Raw genomic sequence first — 26,241 nt, forward strand, 5'->3', positions numbered from 1 at the left:
ATTAATTATGTCTTTATTATTCTATCATTTATCTAATATAAATACATATTATTGAATATATTATTTATATTAGATATTGAAATAGTCTTGTATTTTAAAACTACTTCATTCTGCATCAGGACGAAAAATCTTTTTTTGTCCCGTCATATCAAGTATTCCTTTACCATGACCACTGAGAACCTCCTGCTCGATTGCAAATCTAAGCCATAACATATCCTCTGTCAGAGAGCTTCCTCTTTCTGCAAGAACAATCATTTCCTCTTTTGTTTGTGGCAGTTCTATAGTTACATATATAAGATTTCCACCAGCAGGCCGGATTATTCTTACCTGTTCCATTAATGAAATCTGCGGCCTCTCATCACGGTCTGCATCTATTATTGCACCCATGAGTGTTACAGCAATTTGCATGGCACTTGTAACATCCACAGTTAATTCCTGACCTAGATTAAGTGAAACTACACGTATACCTTCTATAACAGGTATATCAGAAGGCAGTTCGGATTTAATATCAAGAGCATAACCATCTTTATCGATCAGCACACAACCGTCTGGGATAGCAACATAGGCCACTTCGGTTCTTTCCTCAACATTAATGCTTATTTTGCCTGGGAAAGACATTTTTACCACAGCAGATTTTACATATGGCATACTATCAGTAATTTGATTTTCGGCTCCACCATACCTTAATTCAAAAAAATGCCGCAAACTTCCGCCCAGGCCTTTTGCAAGATGTTGTCCTTGCTGTAAACCACTATGATTAACTATATCCTGTTCACTTATTGATACGGTATCTGAAAAAATAAATTCCTGAAGGTGAAATATCGGCAAGGCAAGAAAAATAACAGCAATTGCCAGCAACGCCGCTAACCAGATCAGAAAACTGCGCAATTTTGATTTACGTGGATTTTTTCTGGTTTCGCCCATTCATAATCTCCAATAAACAATTATATATATCTTTTGCCGCTTCAGGTTTTGCAAGCTTCAAAGCCTTTGCACCCATATTTTCAATCAAACTACAATCTGAAAAAAGATTATCCAAAGTATCTGCCAGCCATTGCGAGTTGCAGTTATCATCAGATTGCAAAATAGCAGCACCGGCATCAGACAATGATCTGGCATTAAAAGTCTGATGATCTCCTGCTGCATAAGGATAAGGAATAAGAACTGCGGCTTTGCCCAGAGCAGCCAGTTCTGAACATGTCATGGCGCCTGCTCTTGCAATGACAATATCGGCAGCTGCCATCCATAAGGGAGCATCAAAAATATATTCAAATATACTAAAGTCCGATGACTTTGGGAAATTATCTATAACAGCCTGATAATGTTGTCTGCCTGCCGCCAGAATTATGCGAACATTATTATTCAGTTTGGTTCTTAAATTTTGCCAGAGAGGTTCATTTTTAAGACCGGTTGCAGCATCGTTAAGAGTCTTGGAACCAAGGCTTCCTCCCATCACAAGTATAATTTTCTCATTACTATCCAAAGCAAGGGTGTTCCTTGCCTCTTCCTTCGTCAAATCAAAAAATTCACTGCGTACAGGATTACCTGTAAGCACAACAGGTGCAGTGGTTTTGAAATACTTTTCAGTACCACTAAAGCTAATGCAAATCATCTGACATCTACTTGCAAGTAATCTGTTTGATCTTCCCGGGTAGGCATTCTGCTCATGTAACAAAGCCGGAATCTTCAGTCTGCCTGCAGCTGCAATCAAAGGACTGCAAACATAACCGCCTGTTCCTATAACAGCATCCGGCTTAAATTCCTTTATAAGATTGATACACTGACGGCGTCCGGCAAAAAAATCTCTGACTGCGGCAAAAGTATCTTTGTTTATTCTGTTTGGCAAGCCCCGGGCAGTTATCTCCTTAAACTTGTAGCCTGCTCTTGGGATCATTTCACTTTCCATGCCTCTTGCCGTGCCACAAAAAATTATTTCTGCTTCAGGATCGTTGTTTTTTATCTCTTCTGCAATAGCAAGGGCAGGATTTATATGTCCGCTGGTACCTCCACCTGCCAGAATATATTTTTTTGTTTTTGTCATATATCTCTCCTTCTAGGTTTAGCTGGGACTCGCTTCACCTGATCATGCCCATACCCGCTAGTCGGGGATCCTGCCAAAAGCATATCTGCACTTGTTTTTTTCTTCTGACCGGAGCGGGAAACGCAAAGCAAAAGCCCGATTGCTATAAGGAAAAACAGATTTGACGTGCCTCCATAGCTAAAAAAGGGCAGAGAGATACCTGTTGCAGGCAAAACACTGGTTGCAACACCTATATTTAATAATGCCTGTATACTTATGAGACCCGTATAGCCGGCAGCAAGCATTGCTGCATAATTATCCTTGGCTTTGATCGATACATTTACTCCGGCAACTAAAAATATAATGAACAGAAGCAGTACGGAAAGAGTACCTATAAATCCTAGTTCCTCACCTATGATAGCAAAAACATAATCATTATGAGCTTCTGGCAAATAATTGTATTTTTGTCTGCCCTTGCCAAGGCCAACACCGGTCAAACCACCGGATCCTATTGCTATAATAGCTTGATCTATCTGATAGGTATCGTCATCACTAGCTTCATCAGGATTAACGAACATATTAATACGTCGTTCTACATGTGAGAAATTACTTTTTATTTCCTCACCAAATTCATCCATCGATTTATTATTGACATTTAGATATACAGGCAGCATTGCCCCTATCAACAAAGCTATAATTAAAACCATGATTATAGCTTGAGTTATTCCGCTTATCCATGAACGAAAAGGAATGCCGGAAGCAAGAAAAACAGTGAAAATAATAAATCCTGTTATGATAAATCCTGACATATGAGGCTGCCAGGCAATCAAAAAAAGCCAGACCATCATAGCGGCTGCTGGAATCAGAATATCTGTCCAACCATCTGCAAGCCACTGTCTGACATACCCCCGTTTTTTTGACTTACCTTCAGCTTTGCGTTTTCTGACCCAGGAAAAGTATCCCGCAAGACAAAAAACACTGGCCACTTTCGCCAATTCTGAAGGCTGCAATGTTAATGATCCTATCAAAATCCAGCGTCTGGCACTGTTTATAACTACCCCGAAAAATTTAACATATAAAAGTAAGCCTGTGGTTATGAAATAAAGAAGAATTACAAAAAACATTCTATTAAAGAAATCGACTTTAAAACCAATAGCGATAGCAAGAGCAATAATCAGGCCTGAAGCTGTTATTGCAGCCTGTCTTAAGACATAATACATGGAATTACCTTCATAATTAGCATAGCCATCACTCATGCTGGCACTAAAAAGCATAACAAGTCCGAAAGCTATCATAATCAGAACAGTAAGAAAAAGTGTACCGTTCATCTGATAGACAGGCCTTACCTGCAACTGTCTTGGTACACGCCTTACTTCACGATTTTTTAACTGCGAAGCATGAGCAGAATTTATTCTTTTTTCAAATTTTTTCTCACTGCTTATCACTTAACACCTCATCAACCGGTATTTCTGATTTTCTTATATAAATATAATTTTCTAAGTTCTAAAAACAGGCAGGAGCATTATTATACCCATGATTCCGCCGATTACTGTAATTATGGAAAAAACAACAACAATTTTAACTTCTTTCCAGCCGCCAAGTTCATAATGATGATGTATAGGAGACATACGGAAAATTCTTTTACCACCTGTCTTTTTATAATACGCAACCTGTATTATTACAGAAAATGCTTCAGCCATATAAATGATTCCCACCGGAATGATCAACCAGGGAACACCTAGCAACAAACAAATACCTGCCATAGCAGCTCCCAGCGCCTGGGAACCAGTGTCACCCATAAAAACTTTTGCCGGATAATGATTAAAATATAAAAAGCCTATACAAGCTCCAGAAATAGCAAAAGGCAAAAGCCAGAGGGCTTTGCTGTCAGAAAACAAATGTCCCATCATAAAAGCTATCAATCCTGTAAAAGCTGCCGCTATAGCAGTTACCGTCGAAGCAAGTCCATCAACGCCATCTGTAAGATTTACTGCATTGCAAACAAAAAACAAATATAAAACAACAATTATCCCATAAGGAATTTTAAACCAGCCGTTTATAAAAATTTGATTTTGAGAGAAGGGTAGCAGTATAAAAGGATCTGCAGGGGATAGATACAGATAATAAATAGTAAATAAAACCGAAAAAAGTCCGAGCAAAAAAGTTTTCTGTCTAACTGAAAGACCTTTTTTATTAACTCTTACTTTTATATAATCGTCGAGGAAGCCGGCAAAACCAAATAAAATCATCAAAAGTACAATAATTGAATAATTGTGGCTTTCAGGAGCTATTATCAGAATTACTATAGCTGAAATCACAAGTGGTATCAAAAAGAAAAAACCACCAAAGGTTGGAGTTCCTGATTTTTTGAAATGACTTTTAGGACCATCGTCACGTACAGTTTGTCCTACCTGCAAACGCTTTAATATAGGCATTCCTATTAATCCTGTTAATACAGTGGTCACTAGTAATCCGATAACTATAAGTAATATCTCTAACTCAGAGCTCATTGATATTTTTCCTCCCAGAACGTTTTTATGGCAGATGTTATGTTCTCCATTGCATAAGCTCTTGAACCTTTAACGAGAACATTATCTCCAGATTCCAAAATTGATTTTAAACTATCAATAAGTTCTGCCTGATTTGAAAAAACAGTAATGTCCGCCTTGTTTTTAAAATAAGAAATAGCACCTTTCTTAACAGATTCAGAATCTTCACCAATCAGAAAAATAATAGCATATCCAGCCTCAGCAGCAGCAAAGCCTGTTTCAAAATGTGCTTTTTCTGAATATTCTCCTAATTCCTTCATGCTTCCCAAAACAGCTATTTTTCTATTATTTTGTGCAATTGCAGCCAGCGTTTTTAAAGCGGCCAGCATTGATTCAGGAGAAGCATTGTATGAATCGTCCATGATTATCAGATTATCAAGATTAATTATTTTTTGCCGATAACCTGTGTTTTGGTATTTTCTTATTTGTCTTATAGCACAATCTAAAGGCACATTAAGCAAATCGGCTGTCATCAGGCTCATAAGAACATTTTTTATATGATGTTCTCCTGGAACATTTATATGCACTTCATGTTTTGCGCCATTATATACATAAAAATTGCTTCCACCTGTTCCAGTCCTAATGTCATCTGCCCAAAGTACAGGACCTGGAAAAGTAGATTCAATATCAGTGCCTTTTTTATCTACTGAGACAAGCGCTATGGCAGGAGATATTTCTTGCTTTTTGCGCCAGTCTGAAAGCATTTTATCATCTTCATTCAATATCAGCCAGCCATTTGAATTCATCCCTGCTATAATTTCAGTCTTAGCCAAAAGAATATTTTCACGACTGCCTAAAAGCTCCAGATGTGACCAGCCAATGTTTGTAATCATTGCTATATCGGGACAGGCAATTTTACTAAGCAGCTCAATCTGCCCTCTGCCACGCATACCCATTTCAAGAACAAGAAAATCCGTATCTGGTAGAGTTTTCAAAATGGTCTGAGGCAATCCTATTTCATTATTCAGATTTGCAGCTGTTTGATGAACTTTACCCCCTGCCGAAAGACAGCAACTAACCATTTCACGGGTTGATGTTTTGCCTACACTTCCTGTAACGGCAATAATTTTAGCTGCCAGTGTGTGTCTATAACCACAAGCTATCTGTTGTAAGGCAAACAGCGTATCTTCTACCTGCAAAACTTTTGTACGATTATCGGAAACAATTGGAGTGCTCTGCCAATTATCTAAAAAAACAATGTTTTCATTTGCTCTCAATCGTTTTACTGATTTATGATTTTTGCGTAAAATTAACAAGGCAGCACCTTTTTCCAAAGCCTGATCAATAAAATCATGCCCGTCAAAACGATCTCCCGTAAGAGCCAAAAAAACATGTCCAAGTTCAATACTTCTTGTATCAGTACTTAATTCTTCAAAAAAAACCTCTCCGAAATTTTCAGTATTATTTAAGCTGATTTCATTTTCAGCAATTTTTTTCTGATCTTTTTCTGGCAAAAGAGGTGAACAGGTCCATTGCAAAATCTGCAGAAGATTAAATCGATTCATTTAACCCCTCCCCTCTGAGAGGATTAAAGCAGCGGTTTCTGCATCATCAAAATGAATTGTTTTATCCTTGAATATTTGATAAGTCTCGTGACCTTTTCCCGCAATAATGATCATATCACCACTTACGGCATGATTTATAGCATATTTTATCGCTTCCTCGCGATCAGGAACCACAGTGTATTCGCCTCCTGTTGGTTTTATTCCCGTAATAATATCCTCTATAATTGCCATGGGATCTTCTGTTCTGGGATTATCAGTTGTAATTATAGTTAAATCTGCCATTTTACCGGAAACCTCTCCCATTTCAAATCTTCTTGTTCTGGCACGATCTCCGCCATTGCCAAAAACAACTATCAAACGGTTAGACGCATAATCACGCAAAGTTGCCAGCAAATGTTCAAGACTGGCCGCATTGTGAGCATAATCAACAACAATTTGAAAATCCTTGCCGGTAGGTACACTTTGAACTCTGCCGGGAACAGAAACTACTGCCAAACCAGCTCTTACAGCTTCAAGACCAATACCCATGCTTCCACAAATCGCAATTGCCGCAAGGGCATTGCTGACATTGAAAAGACCAGGCATTCCCACAAAAACTTCACCATTATACCATGGGGATATGAGATCAAATAAAGTACCGGATATACCTCCCCTTGTTTTTTTTCGCAAATTTGCAGCTCTAACATCTGAATTATAATCCAGGCCATAAGTAATGGCTTTGTTATCTGCTGCTTTATATACTTTTTCAAAAATATCTATATCACGGTTGACAACTACCTTTTGACTTATATCAAAAAGCAGCAATTTGGACTCGAGATACTCTTTCATATCTGCATGTTCGTGTGGACCTATATGATCTTCATATAAATTAGTAAATGCTCCTATTTTAAATTTACAGCCGTGAACTCTGCTCAATTTAAGCCCTTGTGAAGAAACTTCCATAACACAGCTATCCATACCTCGACTAACCATTTCATCGAGCAAGGATTGCAAATCATATGATTCAGGAGTAGTTCTCGAAGCATATGTGATAGTGTCTCCAATCATATTCGCGACAGTACCAATCAGTCCGGTTTTTCTTCCTGCAGCAGATAAAACAGCTCTAACCATATATGTTGTTGTTGTTTTACCCTTGGTACCTGTAACACCTATCATATCAAGACGTTCGGAAGGATTTTCAAAAAATCTGGCTGACACATGTGCCAAGCCCTTTCTGGTATCAGAAATCTGTATCCAGGCAGTTTTTTTAAGAGCCTGTTTCTGCAGATCGGAAAGATCAGTATATTTTTTCTGTATCAGTACGGCACTTACATTCTGATTTACAGCCTGTTCTATGAATTTGTGCCCATCGGTAACATAGCCGTCAATACAAACAAAAAGACTTCCTTGCCTGGCCTTCCTTGAGTCATATACTATATTGTCTATATCGGTATTAAGGTCACCTTCTGTTTGTAATATTTCAAGTTCCTTTATAAGTTCAAAGCAAATCATTTTATTCTCCCGCATTACTATCCAAATTATCTGGTGGTTCAACAGACAAATTTTCAACATTATGATTATGATCAGGGTTATCACAGTTATCGCCTACACATTCCTCCATAGGTTCGAACCTCAATCTAACTTGACTGCCTTTTTGCAATCTGTTAGTCACAGGTCTTACCGGATTTCCTGTTTCAGGATCAATCATACTTGACTGACTGTTGCTATCACCTGTTTCTTGATTATCATTATCTACTTCCTCAACCTCTCCATTCTCGGCATTTTCTGCTTCATCCTCCTGATTATTTGCTTGATTATTTGTATTGCCATGAGTAGGTAAAGGATTTTGCTCGATAACAACGCCTAAGCACTCTCCATCTATGAGAATATTTAGCCCGGCTTCTGTAGCAGAAAGCATGCTTTCATGAACTGTTTTACCTGTAAAATCAGGAATAACAACAAGATCATCAGGCACATTTTCGTCGGGGTAAAGATAAATCTGACTTCTTAAATGAACCTGACTGCCGGCTTGTGGCCACTGACTCTTAATAATTGTCTGTCCACCCATAGAAAGCACTCCGGCTTCCGCTCTCAATCCTACGTCACTTAGCGCCCTCATAGCCTCGTTATAAGTCATTCCGACAATATCAGGAACAGGCTTCAGTTCGCCCAGTCTGGATATATCCATTTCACTGTATTCTCTTGAAACACCCATATATTCAAGACTTCTTTCAATAATTGTTCCACATGCCTTGGCAGAACCGGAAGATGACAGCGAACGGTCTCTTGGTTTTTGCAAAACTACCAGAACAACTATTTCAGGGTTTTCAGCAGGAGCCAGCCCAGCAAAAGAAATCGTATGATCACCAAAATCATCAGTAGAGGTACTTGTCTTACCGGCTACTGAATAGCCCTCTATATAGGCAGCAGAACCAGTGCCATACAAAACAACACCCTTAAGTAGTTCCATTACGCGTGCAGAGGTTTCCTCAGAAATTACTTTGCGAATAGTTTCAGGTTGTGTTTCTCTGACAATAGCACCTTCAGAATCTGTGACAGATTTTAATACGGTAGGCTGTATCAAATTACCGCCATTAGCAAATGTGCAGAATGAATTAACAAGCTGCAAGGGGGTCAGTGTTGATGATTCACCATAAGATAATGTTACCATATCAAGTTCAGTCGGCTGCGTATGCAAAATCCCTGTTCCCTCAGCAGGTAGATCAATGCCAGTTATATTCTTGAATCCAAAAGCCTGCATATAATTATAGAATTTATTTACACCGGTTCTTTGCGCCAACTGAGCAAAAACAGGATTACAAGATCTCCAGAAACCCTGTTCAAGAGTCTCAATGCCATGACCTACTTTTGTATGACATGAAATGGTCCAGTCCAGAACCTGCATCGGACTGTCATCAAAAAGTTCCGACTCATTGGACAAAGCCTCTTCAAAAGCAATAGCCGCAGTTATCGCTTTCATCGTTGAACCAGGTTCATATGTATCGGAGATCGCTCGGTTACGCCAGATTTCACTTGATAAAAACTCTATTATTTCTGAATCAGAGGCAGAAATATTATTCAATGCATCCAAACGGGTATTTTCGGCAATCGTTACCGGATCTGAACTGTCAAAATAAGGATAGGACGCCATTGCCAGTATTTCACCGGTATATGGATCCATTGCCACAGCTGATCCTCCTGATGTTACATCATTTAGATTTATTGCTCTTTCAAGCTCTTCCTGAACTATTTTCTGAATATTAATATCTATACTCAAATGCACATTATTTCCATTTTTAGCGCCCAGGCTGGTAGGTACTGAAAATGGCAAAGATCCTCTGCCACTGTAATTATCCGTTTCAACATACTTATAACCTGGTTGACCCGTAAGCAAATCATTATACTGTAATTCTACACCTAATTGTCCGGTAAGATTTCCATTATCAAAATTAGCAAAGCCAATTACCTGGCTTGCAAGACTGCCATTTGTATAATATCTACGTGGTTCAGAATCTATTCTTACACCACCTATATCATTTTTACTCAGCCATTCTCTTAATGCATCGGCTTCATCTCTAGGAACATCTTTTTTTAACTGAACGTATCTTTCATCAGTTTTTGCTAAATCCTCCAGAACAGAGTCAGTCTCTAAATGCAAAGACAAAGCAATCGCTTCTGCTATTTCCTTCTGACTGATATTTTTTGTGATTGATCTAACATCGGAAGGGGTAATACCAATTCTGTACACATAAGTTGTTCCAGCAAGCTCAACACCATTTCTATCATATATGCTGCCTCGCTCAGGCTGTTCTGTTACTTTAGTAAAATGCTGCCTTGCGGCCTGTTGAGCATTGACTTCATGCTCTACGATCTGTATCTGATACAACTGGCTTACTAAAAGAGCTGAAAAGAACAACATGACCACCATCAAAACCAGCAAGGGGATTTTTCCTCCCCTTTGCATTTGTTTTTTCCGGTGGCCTTTGCTTCGCATATCTCTAGCTGCAGAATCTCGAATGGTTCTATCCACAACAGACCTTTGCCGTACTGATCTGTTATTGCTATAGCCCTGTTTCAAATTACTCTACCTGCCTTTGCTGATTCATTGTTTTAAAAAAGCCTTCAACATTTGTAAATATATTATTTAAATATGCTTCCTGATCTACTATTCCGGCATTTCCTGAAGCATAGACAACTCTATCCGTGTCAGGTACATATACACCAACAACCTGGGATCTTGCCGGATCTTGCAAACCTAAATCCTCTATTGCTCTTCTCCTTATTATATCCAGATTAGTCTTCTGAGCAAGTGCTTCACTTATCTGTCTGGATTCCTGCTCAAGTGATGATATTGTTCTTTCTAATCTGATATTTTCAAAATTTGCTTCCAGTATCATAGCCTGACGATATACAACGACACCATAAACAGCAGCAACTACTGCTATAACTGCAATTGCGGATAGGAGAGCTTTAACATGCCGGCGTGCCAGCTGACGATTTATCTGCCTGGCTTTTTCTCTTGCCAGATTTTGTCTTTGTTCAGATTCCTGAACCGATACTCTTCTTACTCTTAATTTTACCGGTTTAGAAACCTGAACTTTATGTGATGGTACTGGCTGTATGATTTTTCTTAATGGTCCGGGAGATGAATAACGGCTGTTGCGTGACATCCCGGAATTTTTTACAGCAAGATTTCCTCTTGTTGAATTCATTTCGGTGCCTCCCCTTTGACAATTCTTTCAAAGCATCTGAGCCTTGCACTGCGAGCTCTTGGATTATTGCCCGCTTCCTTTGCTCCTGCTATCAGTCCTTTTCTGTTTATCTGTCTTCCTAGCGATTCTTTGCCGCATATACAAACCGGAAAAGATCTTGGACAAGTGCAGGGATTTTCCCATTTTTTAAAAGCCTCTTTTACCAGACGATCCTCAAGTGAATGAAAAGAAATAATACAAAGCCTGCCACCATCATTTAGAAGTCCACTTGCATCCTTGAGGAGGCTTTCCAATGAACCAAGTTCATTATTAACTGCTATCCTCAAAGCCTGAAAAGTCCTTCTTGCAGGATGCTGCTGTTCTTTTAAAGCAGATCCGGGCATTGCTCTTTTCACAATTTCAGCCAATTGTACCGTTCTGGTTATTTTTTCTTCATTTCTTTTCTTATCTATTGCCCTTGCAATTCTCATTGCATATCTTTCTTCGCCATACTCTTTTAAAATTTTGGCAATATTCTCAACAGTTTCATTGTTAACAATAAATTCTGCAGTTAGTTGCGCACTCATATTCATTCTCATATCCAGCGGTCCATCCTGCCCGTAGCTAAATCCTCTTTCCGGTTGATCAAGCTGCCAGGATGAAACTCCAAGATCTGCAATAATTCCATCTACTGCATTAATGTTAAGACTATGCAAAACATTTTTTATTTCCGAAAAATCTTCAGGGATTATTTCCCATGTTCCTTTGCCTTTTACAGTTGAGAGTCGTTCAGCAGCAGCTTTTCTTGCCTGCTTATCCTTATCAAAAGCAATCAATTTTCCTTTTTCAGATAATAAATTTAATATTCCTGAACTATGTCCCCCTCCACCAAGGGTACAGTCTACATATATTCCATCAGGTTTAATTGACAGAAGCTCCAGTGATTCTTTGTAGAGAACTGAAACATGTTCAAAATTACAATCCTTTGACATCAAAATTTGAGAGATCTATATCTGACAAAGATCCCTGCTCCTCCTTCTGCTTTTGATAGAAGGATTTCGAGCATATTTCCAATTTATCGAACATGTCAATAAAGCAGACTTCCTCACCGGCACTGACATTAATATGCGACCAAAGTTCTTCCGATACCGAAATACGGCCTTGTTTATCAAAGTCACAAGGCATTGCTTCACCGATGATCGCCCTCTTTAATTTTCTTACGGCTGGATCAGTTCCCGATAATTGACTGATTTGAGATCTGATTTCATGGAAATGCTCTGGAGTATATGCAGACAAATAACCATCGTCAAGGCTAAGAGTGATAATAAGAGTTCCTCCTAAGCTGTCACGCAAACGCGCAGGCACAAAAACACGACCTTTTGCATCAACGGTATGTGTATATCTGGCCATGCCTGCACCTCCTTTTGTAAAACTCCACCACTATAACCCACATTAATTATATTTTGCGCTACAATTCACCACCTAAAATGTATTTTACTGCTTTATCGCAAATAAAGCAATAAATCTGTAAAAAGAGAAAACTTTTGTAATCAAATTTTAATTTTACAAAAATATGCAAAAAAAAAGCTGTCCCTTGTTTTAACATGAGACAGCTGAATTAATTTATCTTAATTTATTAGGAATATTGGTAATTCTTTTTATTATCTTTTTAAAAATTTATTAATCATTTATGATCAAAGCATAGTTATCATTGCTATTTTTGCACAATATTTCTTTCCATTGAAAGGTTGAGCAATATACCTAAGGCAATAAAATTAACCACCATAGCAGTTCCACCTAAGCTTACAAAAGGAAGAGGTATGCCGGTAATTGGCAATAAACCAACACACATTCCCAGATTTTCAACATAGTGTATAGCTATTGCTGCCGTAAGACCCACCATGGCATATGAAGCGGCAGGTCTATAACCTTCCAGTTTGGAAGCAACATAAAATGCTCTTGCAAGAAAAAAGAAAGCAAGGGCAAGCAAGGCTGTAGTTCCTACAAAACCCATATGCTCTGAAACAGCTGTGTAGATAAAGTCTGATTCCTTTACAGGTACATGTACCGGTACATCTGACCTGCTACCGAAAAGACCTCCTGAGGCGATTGCCTGCTGAGATTGAAAAAGATTAAATGAAGCATCAAGATCATGTCCAGGGAACAAAAAAGTGATTATTCTGTTTTTTTGCCAATCATCAAGATACAAAAACCAAATCAAAGGAACGGTAATAACAGCACCCGAAATCCCAAGCAAGACATAACGCCACTTGATTCCCCATATGAAAATCATACAGACAAACATAAAAAGAATCACCATGGCGGTGCCAAAATCAGGCTGTTTAATGATCAAGCCTAAAGGGATGGCATAAACAATAGCTATAAGCAAACCACCTTGCCACCAGTTCAATCGTTTTTCATTCATGCCTTCAAGTATGAACGCCGACACCATAGCCAAGCCAACCTTAGCCAATTCGGATGGTTGAAAGGATCCAACAAAAGGGATTAGCATCCAACTGTCAGCCCCCCATTGATCAACAAGAGAATAACCATCAACCAGAACATATACCAATAATAAAACGCTAACGGAATAAATCATCCAGCCAACAAGCTTAAGTGTTGGTGCTTCCAAAAGACTTATAATCAAAGCTATGACCAGACCAACCAGAACAGCTCCTGCCTGGCGATAAAAATTCATTGGATACCTATCTCCAAACCCATCTGATAAAACCCTGTTCAAGACAAATAAGCCTATAAGAGTTACGGCCATTATGGGAATCAGCAGCCAGTAATCCATTTTTTTGAAAAAAGTATCTCTTTTTAGTTGTTCAAAACCAGTATGAGACATTATTCCTGTTTCTCCTGATCTTCATCAACGGCAACAAAATCGTCCGTATTATCAGAAACCGGAACAAAATCATCCTTATTTTGATCATCTTCATCAATAGCAATAAAATCATCTTCATCTGTCAATTGGGTGAATTCTTCTTCAGTATCATCAGCTTTCAAAGCCGCTTTTATCAACAGCTGTTCTTTTTTTCTGACTGCAAAAATTATATATGCTACAGATGCTACTACCATCAGCCCTGACAAAATCATTGAGATTCTAAGATCTGTTCCGGCTATATAAAGAGCGTCTGTTCTGATTGCTTCTACAAAGAATCTTATGAATCCATACATTCCCAGATAACTGAAAGTCATTATCAATGGTAATTTTACTTTCTTACGTAAATTAAGCAAAATAATAAAAATGATTATATTTCCAATAAATTCATATAAAAAAGTCGGATGAACAGGTAAGGAAGGGTCAAAACCTTCTCCCAAAGCCCTTAGATATCTTGCAGTCTCATTGCTATACATACCCCATGGCATAGTTGTATTGCTGCCAAAGGCTTCCTGGTTGAAAAAATTTCCCCATCTTCCTATGGCCTGACCCAGTGGCAAATAAACCACAAGATAGTCAACAAGTTTTGCCTTGGATATTTTTTTGTATTTAGCAACAAGCAAAATTGCAACAACTCCGCCTATAACACCGCCATAGAAAGCAAGTCCGCCATGCCTTGTATTAAATATTCGTTTTAAATCAACTGCATAATATTCCCATTCAAAAATAACATAATATATTCTGGCAAAAATTATTATCATGGGAATTAGTAAAATAAAGGTATCCATGATATCATCTGCCGATAAGCCAAACTTCTTTGCTTCTCTGGAAGCAAGCAGCAGACATGTAATTATTGCTAAAGCAATTAATAACCCATACCAATATATTGATTGACCGAAAACAGAGAATGCTTCCCTGTTTACAGGAAGATCATTTATACCCAACCCTGGAAAACTAACAAGAAAATCACTATTCACAATTCTTTCCTCCAATACAAAGCATATCCTTTTGCTGTTGTCTCAATCTGTATTATATGCAGATTAAAGATAAATTGGCAGATTAATCTAAAAATCAGACTTAATTTTTACGATTGAATTACTGTAATTACTGGTATCAGATATAAACGAAAGCATATCAGCCGCAATTCCAGCTTCCATTTTATCATATAACAAGGGGTAATCGAATAAATCCACACCATGAAGATTGCACTGTGCCTGAACCATGCCACTATGTTCTACGGCGTCGAGCGATCTTACAAAATCACCGGCTGCGGCTCTTTTTTGTATTTCAAAAAGTTCTTTGTTGACACCTTGCTGCAAAGCTTTTGAAAGCAATTCAGTCAATTTTTCACATGTTTTTTGAGGATCATTAGCTTCACCTCCCATGGCAAGAAAAGCAAAGCTATTCTCACAGGAGTAGTGATAACCAAAAGAATCATTAATCAGACCTTCTGAGAACAAGGTTTCATATATTGGAGAAACTGGCGAGAGCAAAGTGTCCAGCATCAATCTTGCCGCTCTTTGCCTGTTGATTAAATCCAATCCTTCAATCGGTTTTTGGGGCAATATGAAAGGATCTTTAATGCCTATCAGGAATGATGGTGCTGATATATCCATAAACATTTCCGATCCTGAACTATTAACTGCAACAGGTTCTTGTGGCAAAACTGACTCAACAGCAGGGCCTGGCTTTTCTGGAAGAAATTCGGCAATTTCTTTAAGAATACGCGTTTCATCAAAGTCCCCTGCAATTGTAAGCGATAGACTGCCAGGTCGATAAAAAGCAGAATGAATCTGTTTTAGATCTTCAGAGCTTATTTTTTTAACCGAATCTATGGTACCGCCGATATCAGTTCTAACCGGATGATTTTTATAAATATTTTCGATTAGCTGCATATAGCAGCGATTATCGGGATCATCAAAATACTGGCCAAGTTCTGCCAGAATAACCGGTCTTTCAGCCTCCACCCTGTCTGCTTCAAGATAAGGCATTAAAACTGAAGAAAGATATATTTTCAGAGCTCTTTCAAAATGATGAACGGCAGAAAAATAATACATCGTATGTGTATGTGTTGTATAAGCATTAGCAGAGGCTCCAAGTGCGGATAAGCGCCCAAGCAGTCCCCCCTGGTCATCTCTACTAAAAATGCAGTGCTCAAGAAAATGGGCTGATCCTGCAGGTACATCAATTTTTTGCCCTGAAACCATGAAAGACTGGTGTATAGATCCATAAGGTACGGTCATTGCTGCAAAGCGTTTGGAAAAACCAGGACGTGGCAAAACTTTTATCATCATGCCGGAAACATGGCGCCATGTTCGCATTTTTTTACCGGTTAATGGATCACGGGTTTCCTGAACATGGAAACCGGGAAATTCTCTGGATATGTCTAAACTCATGAATTTACCTCCTTCCGAGATTCAGGCAAAAGTCTGTATCTAACTGATACTTCCAGCTTTTGAGCCATATTCACAACTTGTTCTTTTTTTACAGCATTCAACAAAGATAAAGCATCTTCTGTTGAAAGAGTACGTCCAAGAATAACTGCACTTACAACTGAAGATAACATCTGACCGAGATCATCATGACTGGATTCAATAGAAGCTGTCAGCAACCTCTTTGAAGTTTCGAAAAGACGATCATCAAAATCTCCTCTGGCAATGACTGCTATTTGGTCTTCAATAGCAGCAATAGCAGCATCAGTCTGAGATGGTTCGATTCCTGACAAAATAAAAAGAGCAGACAAATATCTTGAATATGCTGAATAAACAGAATATGCCAGCCCCATTTTTTCACGTACAGTGTCAAATAGAAGGGAGTGAACATCTCCGCCAAGCATACTGTTAAGTAAAGATACAATTATGCCCTGATGACTAAAGTAATATGGCAAACCTGTAATAATAAGATTTACTCTGGCCTGTTCTATTTTTTTATATTCATCCTTGCATATTTCTCCTTCTGGTATTTTCACAGAAGCTGGTTTTATGCTGCCAAATTCACATCTATCTTCCGAATATGGTAGTCTTTCTAAGTTGTTATAGATTAACTCCTGCAAACCCGAACTAATTTTGCCGCCAACACAAACCATCACGGATGTTTTGTTTAAAAGATCATTATAAACATCTTTCAAATCTTCCAGGCTTACGTTTTTCAAGTCTTCAAGGTTACCGCCCGCTTTAATACCATGAGGCTGATCACCACAAAATAGTTCCAGGCTGCGATCATATGAATATCTGGCTTTGTCGTTTTCACGTGCTATTGCTTCCATTATGAGGTTTTGCTTCTCTGATTCAAATATCGTCTTACTGAAATTGCCGTCTTCATCAAGATCAGGTTCCAGCAGTATATCAAAGAGAATCTGCACAGCCTGTTTAAAAGGTTTTGAGCCGTCCGACCAACCTATCAAACCATCTACCGTGAGATAAACAGATTGCAAATCACCTTGTTTTTCTACGTGACTGTCAATTGTGCTGCCATACAATCTGTCAAGTTCGGTCGACAGGCTTACACGAGTAGGATATTTCTTACAGCTTGCCGTCAACACCTGCATAAGCAAGGCATAACAAGCTGCTTTTTCACGATTAATTCTCTGTTGAAAAACAATTTGCATACTCGCCTGGGCAAATCTTCTAGTTTGTAAAAACCAAACCGGTATTTTATTTACCGTAGCTGAAACATAACTGTCTTCACAATCCTGATGCCAGGCATATGCCTGTTCAAGATCTTCTTTGATCTGAGTTCCCAGTTGCAGCAAAGAGCCAAATTTCTCTTCAGGTCTTAGCTTTTCGAGGAAAAAAACTTCAATTGTCTGTCCGTAAAGATCCTGCTTTGTATCGTAGAGATACGTTTCTACGGTAGGCGATTTATCTTTGTCATTAACTGTTGGCCGCAGACCAAAATTTGTTATTGACCAGTAGGTTCTGTCACCTACTCTTGTCCTTGTTACATATACACCGTACTCAGGACACAACAAATCAGGATCTAAAACAAAGTTTGCCGTAGGGAAACCCATTGCTCTGCCAATTCTTCTCCCCTTTACAACTTCACCTTTGAGAGAAAACGGTCTACCAAGACAACTGGCAGCATGTTTCATATTTCCTTCCTTAAGCAGTTTTCTTATTCTACTGCTGGAAACTCTTTGATCGTATAAATTAACATCCGGAACAATGATCAGTTTAATGCCTTTTGATTTACACCATTTCTCAAGAAGTTCAGTATCGCCTGCGCCTTTATAGCCAAATCTATAATCAGCTCCTGCTACTACAAGTTTGGTGCTAAGCTTGACACCAATAATCTGCTGAAGAAAATCCTCAGGCTTCATTCGGGAAAATTCATCATCAAAGTGCTGACAATGAACTTCTTCAACACCAAGTTTTCCAAGCTGTTCAACCCTGTCTGACCAAGTGGTGATATATCCGCCAAACCCTTTGTCGTCCTGTAAAACGGTTCCCGGATGTTGATCGAAAGTATATACTGCAGGAATCAAATCGAGCTGCTCACAATTGACAACCAGCGTTCTTATTAAATCTGCATGCCCACGATGAACACCGTCAAAAAATCCTAATGCTACTCCACGGTTATGCTCAGGAATACTCTGTTCAGATTGATCGAAAATCCTCAAGATTTATAAACACCCTTTCTGTTTTCAGATGATTAACATCATCTTCTGATACAATCGCTCCAATGGCTATCAGACTGTTTTTAGCATATATAACATATCTTTTATCCGTAATCAAACCATCAACTGATAAATCAATGTCAGACTCTGCGATCTTTTGACCACAAATAAGTTTGACCGCATTCTCATTTGATAAAACTATTCCCGGATAATCTTTAAATGCACTATCTAAAGGCAGCAATATTTTTTTATCTTGAATCAGATTAACAAAAGATGCCTGATCAGGCAATAATCTGGACATATCAAATAAATCCTCTATATCTTGTGCCTGCTTGTAATCATAAGGGCCGCAGGTTGTTCTGATCAAAGAAGAGGCATGGGCATAATATCCTGAATTTTTGCCGATAGAATCAGCTATAACACGTATATAGGTGCCTTTTGAACATTTAATATTAAGACACATTTCCAAAGTTTTTGCCTTGGGATCACATTTTATATTATCAATAGAAGCAGCATAAATTTTTATTTTTCGGCTTTTTCTTTCGAGAACTTTTCCTTCTCTGGCGTAACTGTACAATGGTCGTCCTTTAACCTTTACAGCAGAAAACATAGGCGGAATCTGATTTTGCTCGCCCTGTAATTGACTGACAAGATTTCTTAAAACAGAATAATCATCTTTTATTAATTCCTGAAGCTCAGTTTCTGAAAAAACATAACTATTGATAATCTCACCTTCAAGATCCATCGTATCTGTCTCTGCACCAAATTTTATATTGACCTGATATGATTTATCGTATTGATCCATAAACTGGACAGCAGCAGTTGCTCTCCCGATACATACGGGCAATAAACCTTCAGCAAAAGGATCGAGTGTTCCGCAATGCCCTATTCGTCTTATGCCTGTTAATTTACGCAAACGAGAAACAACCCCAAAAGAAGTCATTCCCCGGGGTTTATTTATAAGAACTATTCCCTGTGCACTGTTTTTGAGCGCACTCATGGCAAATACCTTTCAGCCTCCCCGATAAGCATATCGGCCGCCTCCTGCAAACTAAACCCCTGCAAAGTCATGCCTGCTGCTTTCGGATGTCCGCCGCCATTATATAAGCTGGCAAACTCAGAAGCATTAAAACCATCACTACTGCGGATATTGACTCGAATTCTCTTGTCGTCAAGTTCTCTTAGCATAAATGACACTTCTACTCCGGCAACATTTCTTAATTGTGAAACTATTCCCTCCAGATCATGTTCTGCAGCACTGTATTCCCTTAGAAGTTTCTGATCAACAATAGCAATTGCCAGTCTGCCAGCAAAATGGAATTGAGCATCACTAAATATTCTTCCGGTCAATCTAAGTTTTGTCTGCGAACTAAGGTCAAATAACTGATATGTTATTTGTCTGATATCAGGTTTGTAGCTCATTAAAAAGGCTGCAGTAGAAAAGGTTCTTGCTGTGGTATTTGAATAAACAAATCCACCGGTGTCAGATATAATTGCAGTCATAAGCAAGGATGCAATATCGGTATCCATGAGATTAATATTCATTCTTTTTTCAAAATCCACAATTAAATCAGATATAATCTCCGCGGTTGCCGCCGCCTGAGAATCAATTAGCCTTAACTCAGAAGACTCTCCGCTTGAAACATGATGATCCAAAGCCATTTGAACCGGAGCTTTTTCAAATAATTCACCCCTGCGACCGGTACGATCAGCATCGGCACAATCAACAGCCAAAGCAATGGTCTGATATTCTTCCCAGTGAGATGATTTGTTTTCATCATACACCTCGGCCAGATCATAAGCAGGAATAAATTTGAGTTTAGGAGAGATAGGCTCATCAATAAGTAATTCAGTTTTTATGCCTATTTTTCTAAGGGCAAGAAGAAGAGACAGTGAAGATCCCAGAGCATCTCCATCCGCACCTGTATGAGGATATATTATAACGCTTTCAGAATTATTTTTTGCCTGCAAAAGGCGCTCCATAACACTGATACGGACATCAATCATCTTTGTCTGCTCCTTTTACTGTTTCGTCTATTAATTTTGACATACGTATTCCACGTTCTATTGAATCATCTACGACGAAATGCAGCTCGGGGGCAACTCTTAATCTGACTCTAGCTGATAATTCTCTGCGAATAAAACCAGAAGCGCTCTTAAGAGCAGCTTCACAGTTTTTCTTTTCTTCTTCTGTTCCCAGTACACTTATATATATATGAGCATGAGATAAATCTCTTGAAGCTCTCACCTCGACTACAGACACCATTGCCGGAAGTCGAGGATCCTTGATATGGTTTTGAATCAGATCTGCAACCACCTTGCGAATTTCATCGCCTACTCTATCTGAGCGTTGCATAATATTACTTCCTCTCAATTTCTTTCATTTCATAAGCTTCGATAACATCATTTTCTTTAAGATCATTAAAGCGCTCAATGCCAATACCACATTCATATCCTGCAGAAACTTCACGGGCATCGTCCTTAAATCTCTTAAGAGAAGAAAGTGAACCTTCATGTATTACTATTCCATCTCTGACTATTCTGACATCACTTGATCTTAGCAACTTACCGTCAGTTACATAACAACCGGCAATAGTTCCCACTCCACTAACTTTGAAAGTCTGTCTAACCTGGGCATGTCCAAGTACATTTTCCTCAAACTCAGGTGTGAGCATTCCTTTCATAGCAGCTTCGATATCTTCTATCGCATTATAAATGACTCTGTACATACGCATGTCAACACCAATTTCTTTGGCGATATCTGCAACGTTCGCTGCCGGTCTGACATTAAACCCTATGACAATAGCATTAGAAACCTCTGCCAAACGAATATCAGATTCAGTAATAGCACCAACTGCGCCATGTACAACTTTTACACGAACTTCATTTTCTTCACCGTTATTCAATTTTTCCAGAGACTGTCTTACAGCTTCTACACTTCCCTGTACGTCAGCTTTAATAATAATGTTAAGATCCTTAACTTCTCCAGCAGCCATCTGGCTGAAAAGATTATCAAGTGACATACGTGAACTTGAGCGTAGCTGTTGTTCTCTTTGCTGTGATTTACGTTTTTCAACCAAGCTTCTTGCTACCTTGTCGTCTGTAACGGCATAGAATATTTCACCAGCCTCAGGAACTTCCGGCAAACCTAAAACTTCTACAGGTATTGAAGGACCTGCTTTTTTCACATTTTTGCCCTTATCATCTGTCATAGCTCTTACATGCCCAATAATTGAACCTGTAACAAGAGTATCTCCTGAACGCAGTGTACCACGTTGTACAAGCACAGTAGCAACAGGACCCCTGTTTTTATCAAGCTTTGCCTCAACAACAGTACCTTTGGCCTGTTTGTCCGGATTAGCTTTAAGCTCGAGCAAATCTGCCGTAAGCAATACCATTTCGAGCAATTCATCCATATTGCTTCCATCAAGAGCCGATACAGGAACCATTACTGTCTGACCGCCCCATTCTTCCGGTATCAACTCATACTTGGCAAGCTCCTGCTTAACCCGGTCTATATTAGCGCCTTCTTTATCAATTTTATTAATTGCAACTATTATCTCTGTATTTGCAGCTCTGGCATGATTGATAGCTTCAATAGTTTGAGGCATAACACCATCATCGGCAGCAACAACCAGGATAGCGATATCAGTAACCTGAGCACCACGTGCTCTCATTGTTGTAAAAGCCTCATGACCTGGAGTATCCAGGAATGTAATTTGACGATCATTGGCTCTAACAGTGTATGCACCAATATGCTGGGTAATACCGCCTGCTTCCCCACTGGCAACAGAGGCAGATCTTATATGATCAAGTATGGAAGTCTTACCATGATCAACATGACCCATAACAACAACGATCGGAGGACGTGGTTTGAGATCTTTGTCATCATCATCTGAATCATCAAACAAGATATCCTCTTCCGTTACTTCAACAAATTTTTCACAAGTAATATTGAACTCCTGAGCAATAATCTCAGCAGTGTCAAAATCTATTTCCTGATTTACGGTCGCCATAACGCCCATTTTCATCAAATGTTTTATAACCTCTGCAGCTGTTTTCTTGATTGCTTCAGCAAACTCCTTAACAGTAAGCATTTCAGGTAGTTTCACATGTGTAAGAACAGCTCTGACAGCAGGAGTTGATGACTGACGCTGTTGCTGGCGACGATTATTCCTATTGTTACGACCACGTGATTTTACCGGATCTTTATAGATTGTTTCCAATATTGTTTCGTCATTTAGTGCATCTACACCTTTACCAGATAAAGCTGCAGCCTGCTGCTTCAGTGTGCGATGCTTGTCTTTAACATCATTCACAACTGTCTTTCTTGGTTCACGTTTATCGTCTCTTTTGTTGCCCTTGTCAAATGCATCTCTGGCAGCAAAATTTGTACGTGGTGCCTGTGGTACTACATCACGAAGCTCATCCGGAACTCCTGGAATTGACATTTTACTTTTGGGTGGTTTGCGGCTTTGTGAACGAGCACCATTATTCTGACGATCGTCCTCATCTTTATCTTTATTATAACCAAAACCACCACCACCGCCGTATGGTCTGTTATTTTGATAACCACCGCCGCCTTGCTGTGGTCTATTACCCTGGTATCCTCCGCCGCCCTGTGGCCGATTACCTTGATAGCCTCCGCCTTGCGGTCTTCCGCCACCTTGTGGTCTATTACCCTGATATCCGCCCTCTTGTGAACGATTACCTTGATAACCACCACCTTGTGGCCTATTGCCCTGATAACCACCGCCTTGCGGTCTGTCTGAATTATTATACTGACCACTTTGAGGACGATAACCATATTGTCCCGGACGTGGACGATCACTACTATAGCTATTTAAAGGACGATCCGCCTGAGGTTTGTCAACCTGTTCGCCTGGTTTCGCTCTGACATAATTACCCTGTTGTGGCCTAATAGGAGGTCTGGCTGCTGGTGTTTTATTATCAGCATGACGACCTTGTTGTGGCCTTACAGGAGTTTTAGGCGCTGCTTTAGAAGCAGATGGCTCTGCCTTATCTGTTTTACTGACAGATTCAGAAGTCTTTGCAGGTTCTGTCTGCTTCTCTTTTTTTGAAACTGCTGCAGTCGTCTTTGTCTCATCATCAGTCTCTTTTTTGTCTTTTTTCACAACTTTTTCTGCAGCAGATTTCTCTACAGCAGTTTTTTCTGTTTTACTTTTTTCGGAGACTTTAATATCAGCAGATTTAGCAGACTTACTGCTTTCTGATTTTGCTTCCTTCTTAGTTTCTTTTTTAGGCTCCGAAGCTTTAGAAGCAGGTAAATCAGAAGTTTTTTTCTTTGCTACAGTTTCTTCGCTTATAACTTCACTGCTTTTTCCCTTTTTAACTTCTTCTTTCGCATCAACTGTTTCTTTCACTTCAGTTTTTGTTATTTTATCTGATGAGGCATCTTCAGTGGATGGAGAGGCTTCCTTGCTTTTGTCAGCCTTACTTACTTTGACAACTTTAACAACACCTGTTATTTTTTTACCAGATACGCCTTGCATAGTAATAGTTGGACCGGTTTGATCTTCTTTTTCTTTTACCGAATTGTCCACGGCAGCTGTTGCATTATTCTGTTTTTCGTCTTTTTTCACCATAATGTCTTGTAAATCCTCCAACACTTTTCTTTATCTTTTTTCTATTTCATATATTTGCCTCTATAATGTTATCTGTATCCGTACATTTATTATCCAGATCCTTAAGTCTGTCAGCAAACCCCTTGTCAACAACAAGAGCCGTTACTCTCTCATCTTTACCAGTCCATTTGCCAAGCTGGTAACGATCACCTTTGATTATAACTTCTATTCCATTTTTGTCAGCAATATTTGTAAGTTTCTCTCTGCCGGACTGAGCCATATCGCAAGCCAGTATCAAGAGAAAGCCCTTTTTTTGTCTGATTGCTCTTTCTACAGCATCACTGCCGCTTATTACTTTTCTGGCTCTTACCGCAAGTCCCAGTAGCCGCCAGAAAGATTCCGCATCATTTTTCTTCAATGGGAAGTGCCTCCATCTCTGCAATAAGTTGCTCAATAACTTCTTTTCCGAGTTTTTTCTTGAGCCCCCGGTCAAACTTATTAGTTTTTAGAGCTTCTCCCATGCAAAGTCTGTTTCTGCAGACATAAGCACCTCTGCCTGCTTTTTTGCCTGTGGTATCTAAAGCAATATTGCCATCACTGTTAAGCACTACTCGAATGAGTTCCCGTTTTGGTTTCATTTCCCTACAGGCTACGCACATACGAGCAGGAACTTTTTTAGACATAATTTACTCCTGTATATCAGAATCCTGATCCTCTTCGGTATCTTCGAAGCCTTCAGGTGCAGTTTCGTCAACTGCCTGCTCGAAACGTGACATCAGTTCTTCTTCGAGCACCGAGCGGTACTGAGATTCACTCTTTATATCAATTTTCCAGCCGGTTAACCTTGCGGCAAGCCTTGCATTCTGACCTTCACGTCCAATTGCAAGAGAAAGCTGATGATCAGGAACAACTACTCTTGCAGTTTTTTCATCATCATTAATATCTACTCTAACAACTTTTGCAGGACTTAAAGCATTGCTGATAAATGCTGCTTCATCCGAACTCCACTCAATAATGTCTATCTTCTCACCCATCAGTTCATCCATTATTGCCTGAACTCTAAGGCCTCTTTGCCCAACACATGAGCCGACACTATCGACATTCTCATCACGAGAAGTTACAGCTATCTTTGATCTTGATCCGGCTTCTCTGGCAACTGATACCAGTTCCACAACACCTGTCGCAATTTCAGGTACTTCCTGCTCAAAAAGCTTTCTTACAAGATTCGGATGGCTTCTCGAAACATATACTATCGGCCGGCCTTTTTTCTCGTCAACCTTCAGTATATAGAATTTCATTCTCTGGTTAAAGTTATAGCCGTCAATTCTTACCTGCTCATTGTAGGGTAGTACCGCTTCAGCTCTGCCGATATCAACAATTACTTCTCTTCTGTCTTTACGTTGTATGACACCCGCGGATAATTCTCCCACTCTGCTGCTGAATTCGTTTTGTATTCTCTCTCTTTCAGCACTGCACAGTTTCTGATTGATAACGTTTTTAGCAGTCTGGGCAGCAAGTCTGCCAAAATCCTGAGGACGAAGCTCATATTCCATCATGTCGCCAATTTCGAAATCAGCAGACAATGCTTTTGCTTCTTCAAGAGACATTTCAGAATTTACATCTTCAACGTCTTCTACTACCGTTTTAGTTAGAAAAACCCGCATCTCACCAGTTTCACGATCTACTTCTGCACGAATATTCTCTGTAGTTTTTGCTTCAAACTCACGTTTGTATGCTGAAACAAGTGACTCTTCGATTGCCTCGAAAAGCATTTCCGCATCTATTCCGCGTTCCTTCTCCAGAAGTCTTATAGCTTCAATCAATTCAGCATTCATGCCTTTTTGTCTCCTTCCAATATATCAGGTGCTTTTATTCAAATAATATAATCCGCTTCACTCTGGAAATATCGGATCGGTTAAAAGTTTTTATGACTCCATCTTCCATTGAGATCGAAATATGATCTTCTGTGCACGGCTCCAGATACCCCTGATAAGTTTTTTCACCATCAACAGACTTATACAATTTTAATTCTACAAGTTCACCCTGATAACGCTCATAGTCCTTAAGAGTCTTTAAAGGGCGTTCAAGACCAGGCGAAGAAACCTCCAGATAGTCATGACTGCTGATTTTAAGTTCTTCATCTATAACAGGGTCGGCCATTCGGCTTACATCTGAACAATCATCAATGCTGACGCCGCCTTTTTTATCTATAAACAAACGTAAAAACCTGGAAGAGCCTTCTTTCACAAAAACAACATCAACCAGTTCTAATCCCATTTGTTCAACTTTTTTTTCCAGAGCATCAAAAACTTTTTGTGCCTGCTGCGACCTATCTGCCATCCATTTTCCTTTCAAACAGCGGTATAAACAAAGAGTGGGGCTTCCCCACTCTTTGCAAACAAGTAAACGTCAT

The 26,241-nt window shown here is 39.2% G+C and carries 22 protein-coding genes; all 22 read right to left on the reverse strand.

What is annotated here, in order from left to right; translation table 11 throughout:
- Positions 1 to 105: 105 nt before the first annotated feature.
- Positions 106 to 924: a cell division protein FtsQ/DivIB gene (locus tag AC0KSB_RS13280; protein ID WP_472310078.1), complete on the reverse strand. Its 819-nt coding sequence runs from the start codon at positions 922 to 924 to the stop codon at positions 106 to 108.
- Entirely contained in the window at positions 896 to 2,041 is a 1,146-nt protein-coding gene (gene murG, locus AC0KSB_RS13285) for an undecaprenyldiphospho-muramoylpentapeptide beta-N-acetylglucosaminyltransferase (protein WP_472310080.1), read from the reverse strand. Before murG ends, AC0KSB_RS13280 begins: the two co-directional genes overlap by 29 nt.
- A complete protein-coding gene (locus AC0KSB_RS13290; RefSeq protein ID WP_472310082.1) occupies positions 2,038 to 3,465 on the reverse strand; it encodes an FtsW/RodA/SpoVE family cell cycle protein in 1,428 nt (475 codons plus the stop codon). The genes murG and AC0KSB_RS13290 overlap by 4 nt, the downstream gene beginning before the upstream one ends.
- A gap of 51 nt (positions 3,466 to 3,516) precedes the next feature.
- Positions 3,517 to 4,530, reverse strand: a complete 1,014-nt coding sequence (gene mraY / locus AC0KSB_RS13295; RefSeq protein ID WP_472310084.1) for a phospho-N-acetylmuramoyl-pentapeptide-transferase — start codon at positions 4,528 to 4,530, stop codon at positions 3,517 to 3,519.
- Complete coding sequence (locus tag AC0KSB_RS13300) at positions 4,527 to 6,074, reverse strand: UDP-N-acetylmuramoyl-tripeptide--D-alanyl-D-alanine ligase (RefSeq protein WP_472310086.1); 1,548 nt, start codon at positions 6,072 to 6,074, stop codon at positions 4,527 to 4,529. The genes mraY and AC0KSB_RS13300 overlap by 4 nt, the downstream gene beginning before the upstream one ends.
- The gene (locus tag AC0KSB_RS13305) at positions 6,075 to 7,565 is read right to left on the reverse strand and encodes a UDP-N-acetylmuramoyl-L-alanyl-D-glutamate--2,6-diaminopimelate ligase (RefSeq protein WP_472310088.1); all 1,491 of its coding nucleotides are present in this window, start codon (positions 7,563 to 7,565) and stop codon (positions 6,075 to 6,077) included.
- A 1-nt stretch (position 7,566) separates the two neighbouring features.
- A complete protein-coding gene (locus tag AC0KSB_RS13310) occupies positions 7,567 to 10,131 on the reverse strand; it encodes a penicillin-binding transpeptidase domain-containing protein (RefSeq protein WP_472310090.1) in 2,565 nt (854 codons plus the stop codon).
- Between the two features lies 1 nt (position 10,132).
- Positions 10,133 to 10,765, reverse strand: a complete 633-nt coding sequence (locus AC0KSB_RS13315) for a hypothetical protein (protein WP_472310092.1) — start codon at positions 10,763 to 10,765, stop codon at positions 10,133 to 10,135.
- Positions 10,762 to 11,736, reverse strand: a complete 975-nt coding sequence (rsmH, locus tag AC0KSB_RS13320) for a 16S rRNA (cytosine(1402)-N(4))-methyltransferase RsmH (RefSeq protein ID WP_472310094.1) — start codon at positions 11,734 to 11,736, stop codon at positions 10,762 to 10,764. The genes AC0KSB_RS13315 and rsmH overlap by 4 nt, the downstream gene beginning before the upstream one ends.
- Entirely contained in the window at positions 11,720 to 12,154 is a 435-nt protein-coding gene (locus AC0KSB_RS13325; RefSeq protein WP_472310096.1) for a division/cell wall cluster transcriptional repressor MraZ, read from the reverse strand. Before AC0KSB_RS13325 ends, rsmH begins: the two co-directional genes overlap by 17 nt.
- Before the next feature lie 304 nt (positions 12,155 to 12,458).
- Positions 12,459 to 13,592, reverse strand: coding sequence for an FtsW/RodA/SpoVE family cell cycle protein (locus AC0KSB_RS13330; RefSeq protein ID WP_472310098.1), 1,134 nt, complete (start codon positions 13,590 to 13,592; stop codon positions 12,459 to 12,461).
- The gene (gene lgt / locus AC0KSB_RS13335) at positions 13,592 to 14,605 is read right to left on the reverse strand and encodes a prolipoprotein diacylglyceryl transferase (RefSeq protein ID WP_472310100.1); all 1,014 of its coding nucleotides are present in this window, start codon (positions 14,603 to 14,605) and stop codon (positions 13,592 to 13,594) included. Before lgt ends, AC0KSB_RS13330 begins: the two co-directional genes overlap by 1 nt.
- A gap of 87 nt (positions 14,606 to 14,692) precedes the next feature.
- The gene (gene yfmH, locus AC0KSB_RS13340) at positions 14,693 to 16,024 is read right to left on the reverse strand and encodes an EF-P 5-aminopentanol modification-associated protein YfmH (RefSeq protein WP_472310102.1); all 1,332 of its coding nucleotides are present in this window, start codon (positions 16,022 to 16,024) and stop codon (positions 14,693 to 14,695) included.
- Positions 16,021 to 18,246 carry a bifunctional riboflavin kinase/FAD synthetase gene (locus tag AC0KSB_RS13345; protein ID WP_472310104.1) on the reverse strand — a complete coding sequence of 742 codons (2,226 nt, stop codon included), beginning with the start codon at positions 18,244 to 18,246 and terminating at the stop codon, positions 16,021 to 16,023. Before AC0KSB_RS13345 ends, yfmH begins: the two co-directional genes overlap by 4 nt.
- On the reverse strand, positions 18,224 to 19,243 hold the full coding sequence (truB, locus tag AC0KSB_RS13350) for a tRNA pseudouridine(55) synthase TruB (protein ID WP_472310106.1): 1,020 nt from the start codon (positions 19,241 to 19,243) through the stop codon (positions 18,224 to 18,226). The genes AC0KSB_RS13345 and truB overlap by 23 nt, the downstream gene beginning before the upstream one ends.
- On the reverse strand, positions 19,240 to 20,250 hold the full coding sequence (locus AC0KSB_RS13355; protein WP_472310108.1) for a DHH family phosphoesterase: 1,011 nt from the start codon (positions 20,248 to 20,250) through the stop codon (positions 19,240 to 19,242). Before AC0KSB_RS13355 ends, truB begins: the two co-directional genes overlap by 4 nt.
- Positions 20,243 to 20,599 (reverse strand): 30S ribosome-binding factor RbfA, encoded by a 357-nt coding sequence (gene rbfA, locus AC0KSB_RS13360; RefSeq protein ID WP_472310110.1) that lies wholly within the window; start codon positions 20,597 to 20,599, stop codon positions 20,243 to 20,245. Before rbfA ends, AC0KSB_RS13355 begins: the two co-directional genes overlap by 8 nt.
- A 4-nt stretch (positions 20,600 to 20,603) precedes the next feature.
- Positions 20,604 to 23,849 (reverse strand): translation initiation factor IF-2, encoded by a 3,246-nt coding sequence (gene infB / locus AC0KSB_RS13365; protein ID WP_472310112.1) that lies wholly within the window; start codon positions 23,847 to 23,849, stop codon positions 20,604 to 20,606.
- Positions 23,850 to 23,895: 46 nt separating this feature from the next.
- Positions 23,896 to 24,246 (reverse strand): L7Ae/L30e/S12e/Gadd45 family ribosomal protein, encoded by a 351-nt coding sequence (locus AC0KSB_RS13370; protein ID WP_472310114.1) that lies wholly within the window; start codon positions 24,244 to 24,246, stop codon positions 23,896 to 23,898.
- Positions 24,233 to 24,514, reverse strand: coding sequence for an RNase P modulator RnpM (gene rnpM, locus AC0KSB_RS13375; protein WP_472310267.1), 282 nt, complete (start codon positions 24,512 to 24,514; stop codon positions 24,233 to 24,235). Before rnpM ends, AC0KSB_RS13370 begins: the two co-directional genes overlap by 14 nt.
- On the reverse strand, positions 24,515 to 25,663 hold the full coding sequence (gene nusA / locus AC0KSB_RS13380) for a transcription termination factor NusA (RefSeq protein WP_472310116.1): 1,149 nt from the start codon (positions 25,661 to 25,663) through the stop codon (positions 24,515 to 24,517).
- A 34-nt stretch (positions 25,664 to 25,697) separates the two neighbouring features.
- A complete protein-coding gene (locus AC0KSB_RS13385; protein WP_472310118.1) occupies positions 25,698 to 26,168 on the reverse strand; it encodes a ribosome maturation factor RimP in 471 nt (156 codons plus the stop codon).
- Positions 26,169 to 26,241: the final 73 nt, after the last annotated feature.

Source organism: Ercella succinigenes, assembly GCF_900002895.1.

Coding starts and splice junctions, on each gene's coding strand:
- AC0KSB_RS13315 (WP_472310092.1), bottom strand. CDS start 10,765: ATGAATTCAACAAGAGGAAATCTTGCTGTAAAAAATTCCGGGATGTCA.
- AC0KSB_RS13300 (WP_472310086.1), bottom strand. CDS start 6,074: ATGAATCGATTTAATCTTCTGCAGATTTTGCAATGGACCTGTTCACCT.
- yfmH (WP_472310102.1), bottom strand. CDS start 16,024: ATGAGTTTAGACATATCCAGAGAATTTCCCGGTTTCCATGTTCAGGAA.
- nusA (WP_472310116.1), bottom strand. CDS start 25,663: ATGAATGCTGAATTGATTGAAGCTATAAGACTTCTGGAGAAGGAACGC.
- murG (WP_472310080.1), bottom strand. CDS start 2,041: ATGACAAAAACAAAAAAATATATTCTGGCAGGTGGAGGTACCAGCGGA.
- rbfA (WP_472310110.1), bottom strand. CDS start 20,599: ATGCAACGCTCAGATAGAGTAGGCGATGAAATTCGCAAGGTGGTTGCA.
- AC0KSB_RS13355 (WP_472310108.1), bottom strand. CDS start 20,250: ATGATTGATGTCCGTATCAGTGTTATGGAGCGCCTTTTGCAGGCAAAA.
- AC0KSB_RS13325 (WP_472310096.1), bottom strand. CDS start 12,154: ATGGCCAGATATACACATACCGTTGATGCAAAAGGTCGTGTTTTTGTG.
- infB (WP_472310112.1), bottom strand. CDS start 23,849: ATGGTGAAAAAAGACGAAAAACAGAATAATGCAACAGCTGCCGTGGAC.
- mraY (WP_472310084.1), bottom strand. CDS start 4,530: ATGAGCTCTGAGTTAGAGATATTACTTATAGTTATCGGATTACTAGTG.
- AC0KSB_RS13280 (WP_472310078.1), bottom strand. CDS start 924: ATGGGCGAAACCAGAAAAAATCCACGTAAATCAAAATTGCGCAGTTTT.
- AC0KSB_RS13305 (WP_472310088.1), bottom strand. CDS start 7,565: ATGATTTGCTTTGAACTTATAAAGGAACTTGAAATATTACAAACAGAA.
- AC0KSB_RS13385 (WP_472310118.1), bottom strand. CDS start 26,168: ATGGCAGATAGGTCGCAGCAGGCACAAAAAGTTTTTGATGCTCTGGAA.
- rsmH (WP_472310094.1), bottom strand. CDS start 11,736: ATGTCAAAGGATTGTAATTTTGAACATGTTTCAGTTCTCTACAAAGAA.
- AC0KSB_RS13330 (WP_472310098.1), bottom strand. CDS start 13,592: ATGTCTCATACTGGTTTTGAACAACTAAAAAGAGATACTTTTTTCAAA.
- truB (WP_472310106.1), bottom strand. CDS start 19,243: ATGAGTGCGCTCAAAAACAGTGCACAGGGAATAGTTCTTATAAATAAA.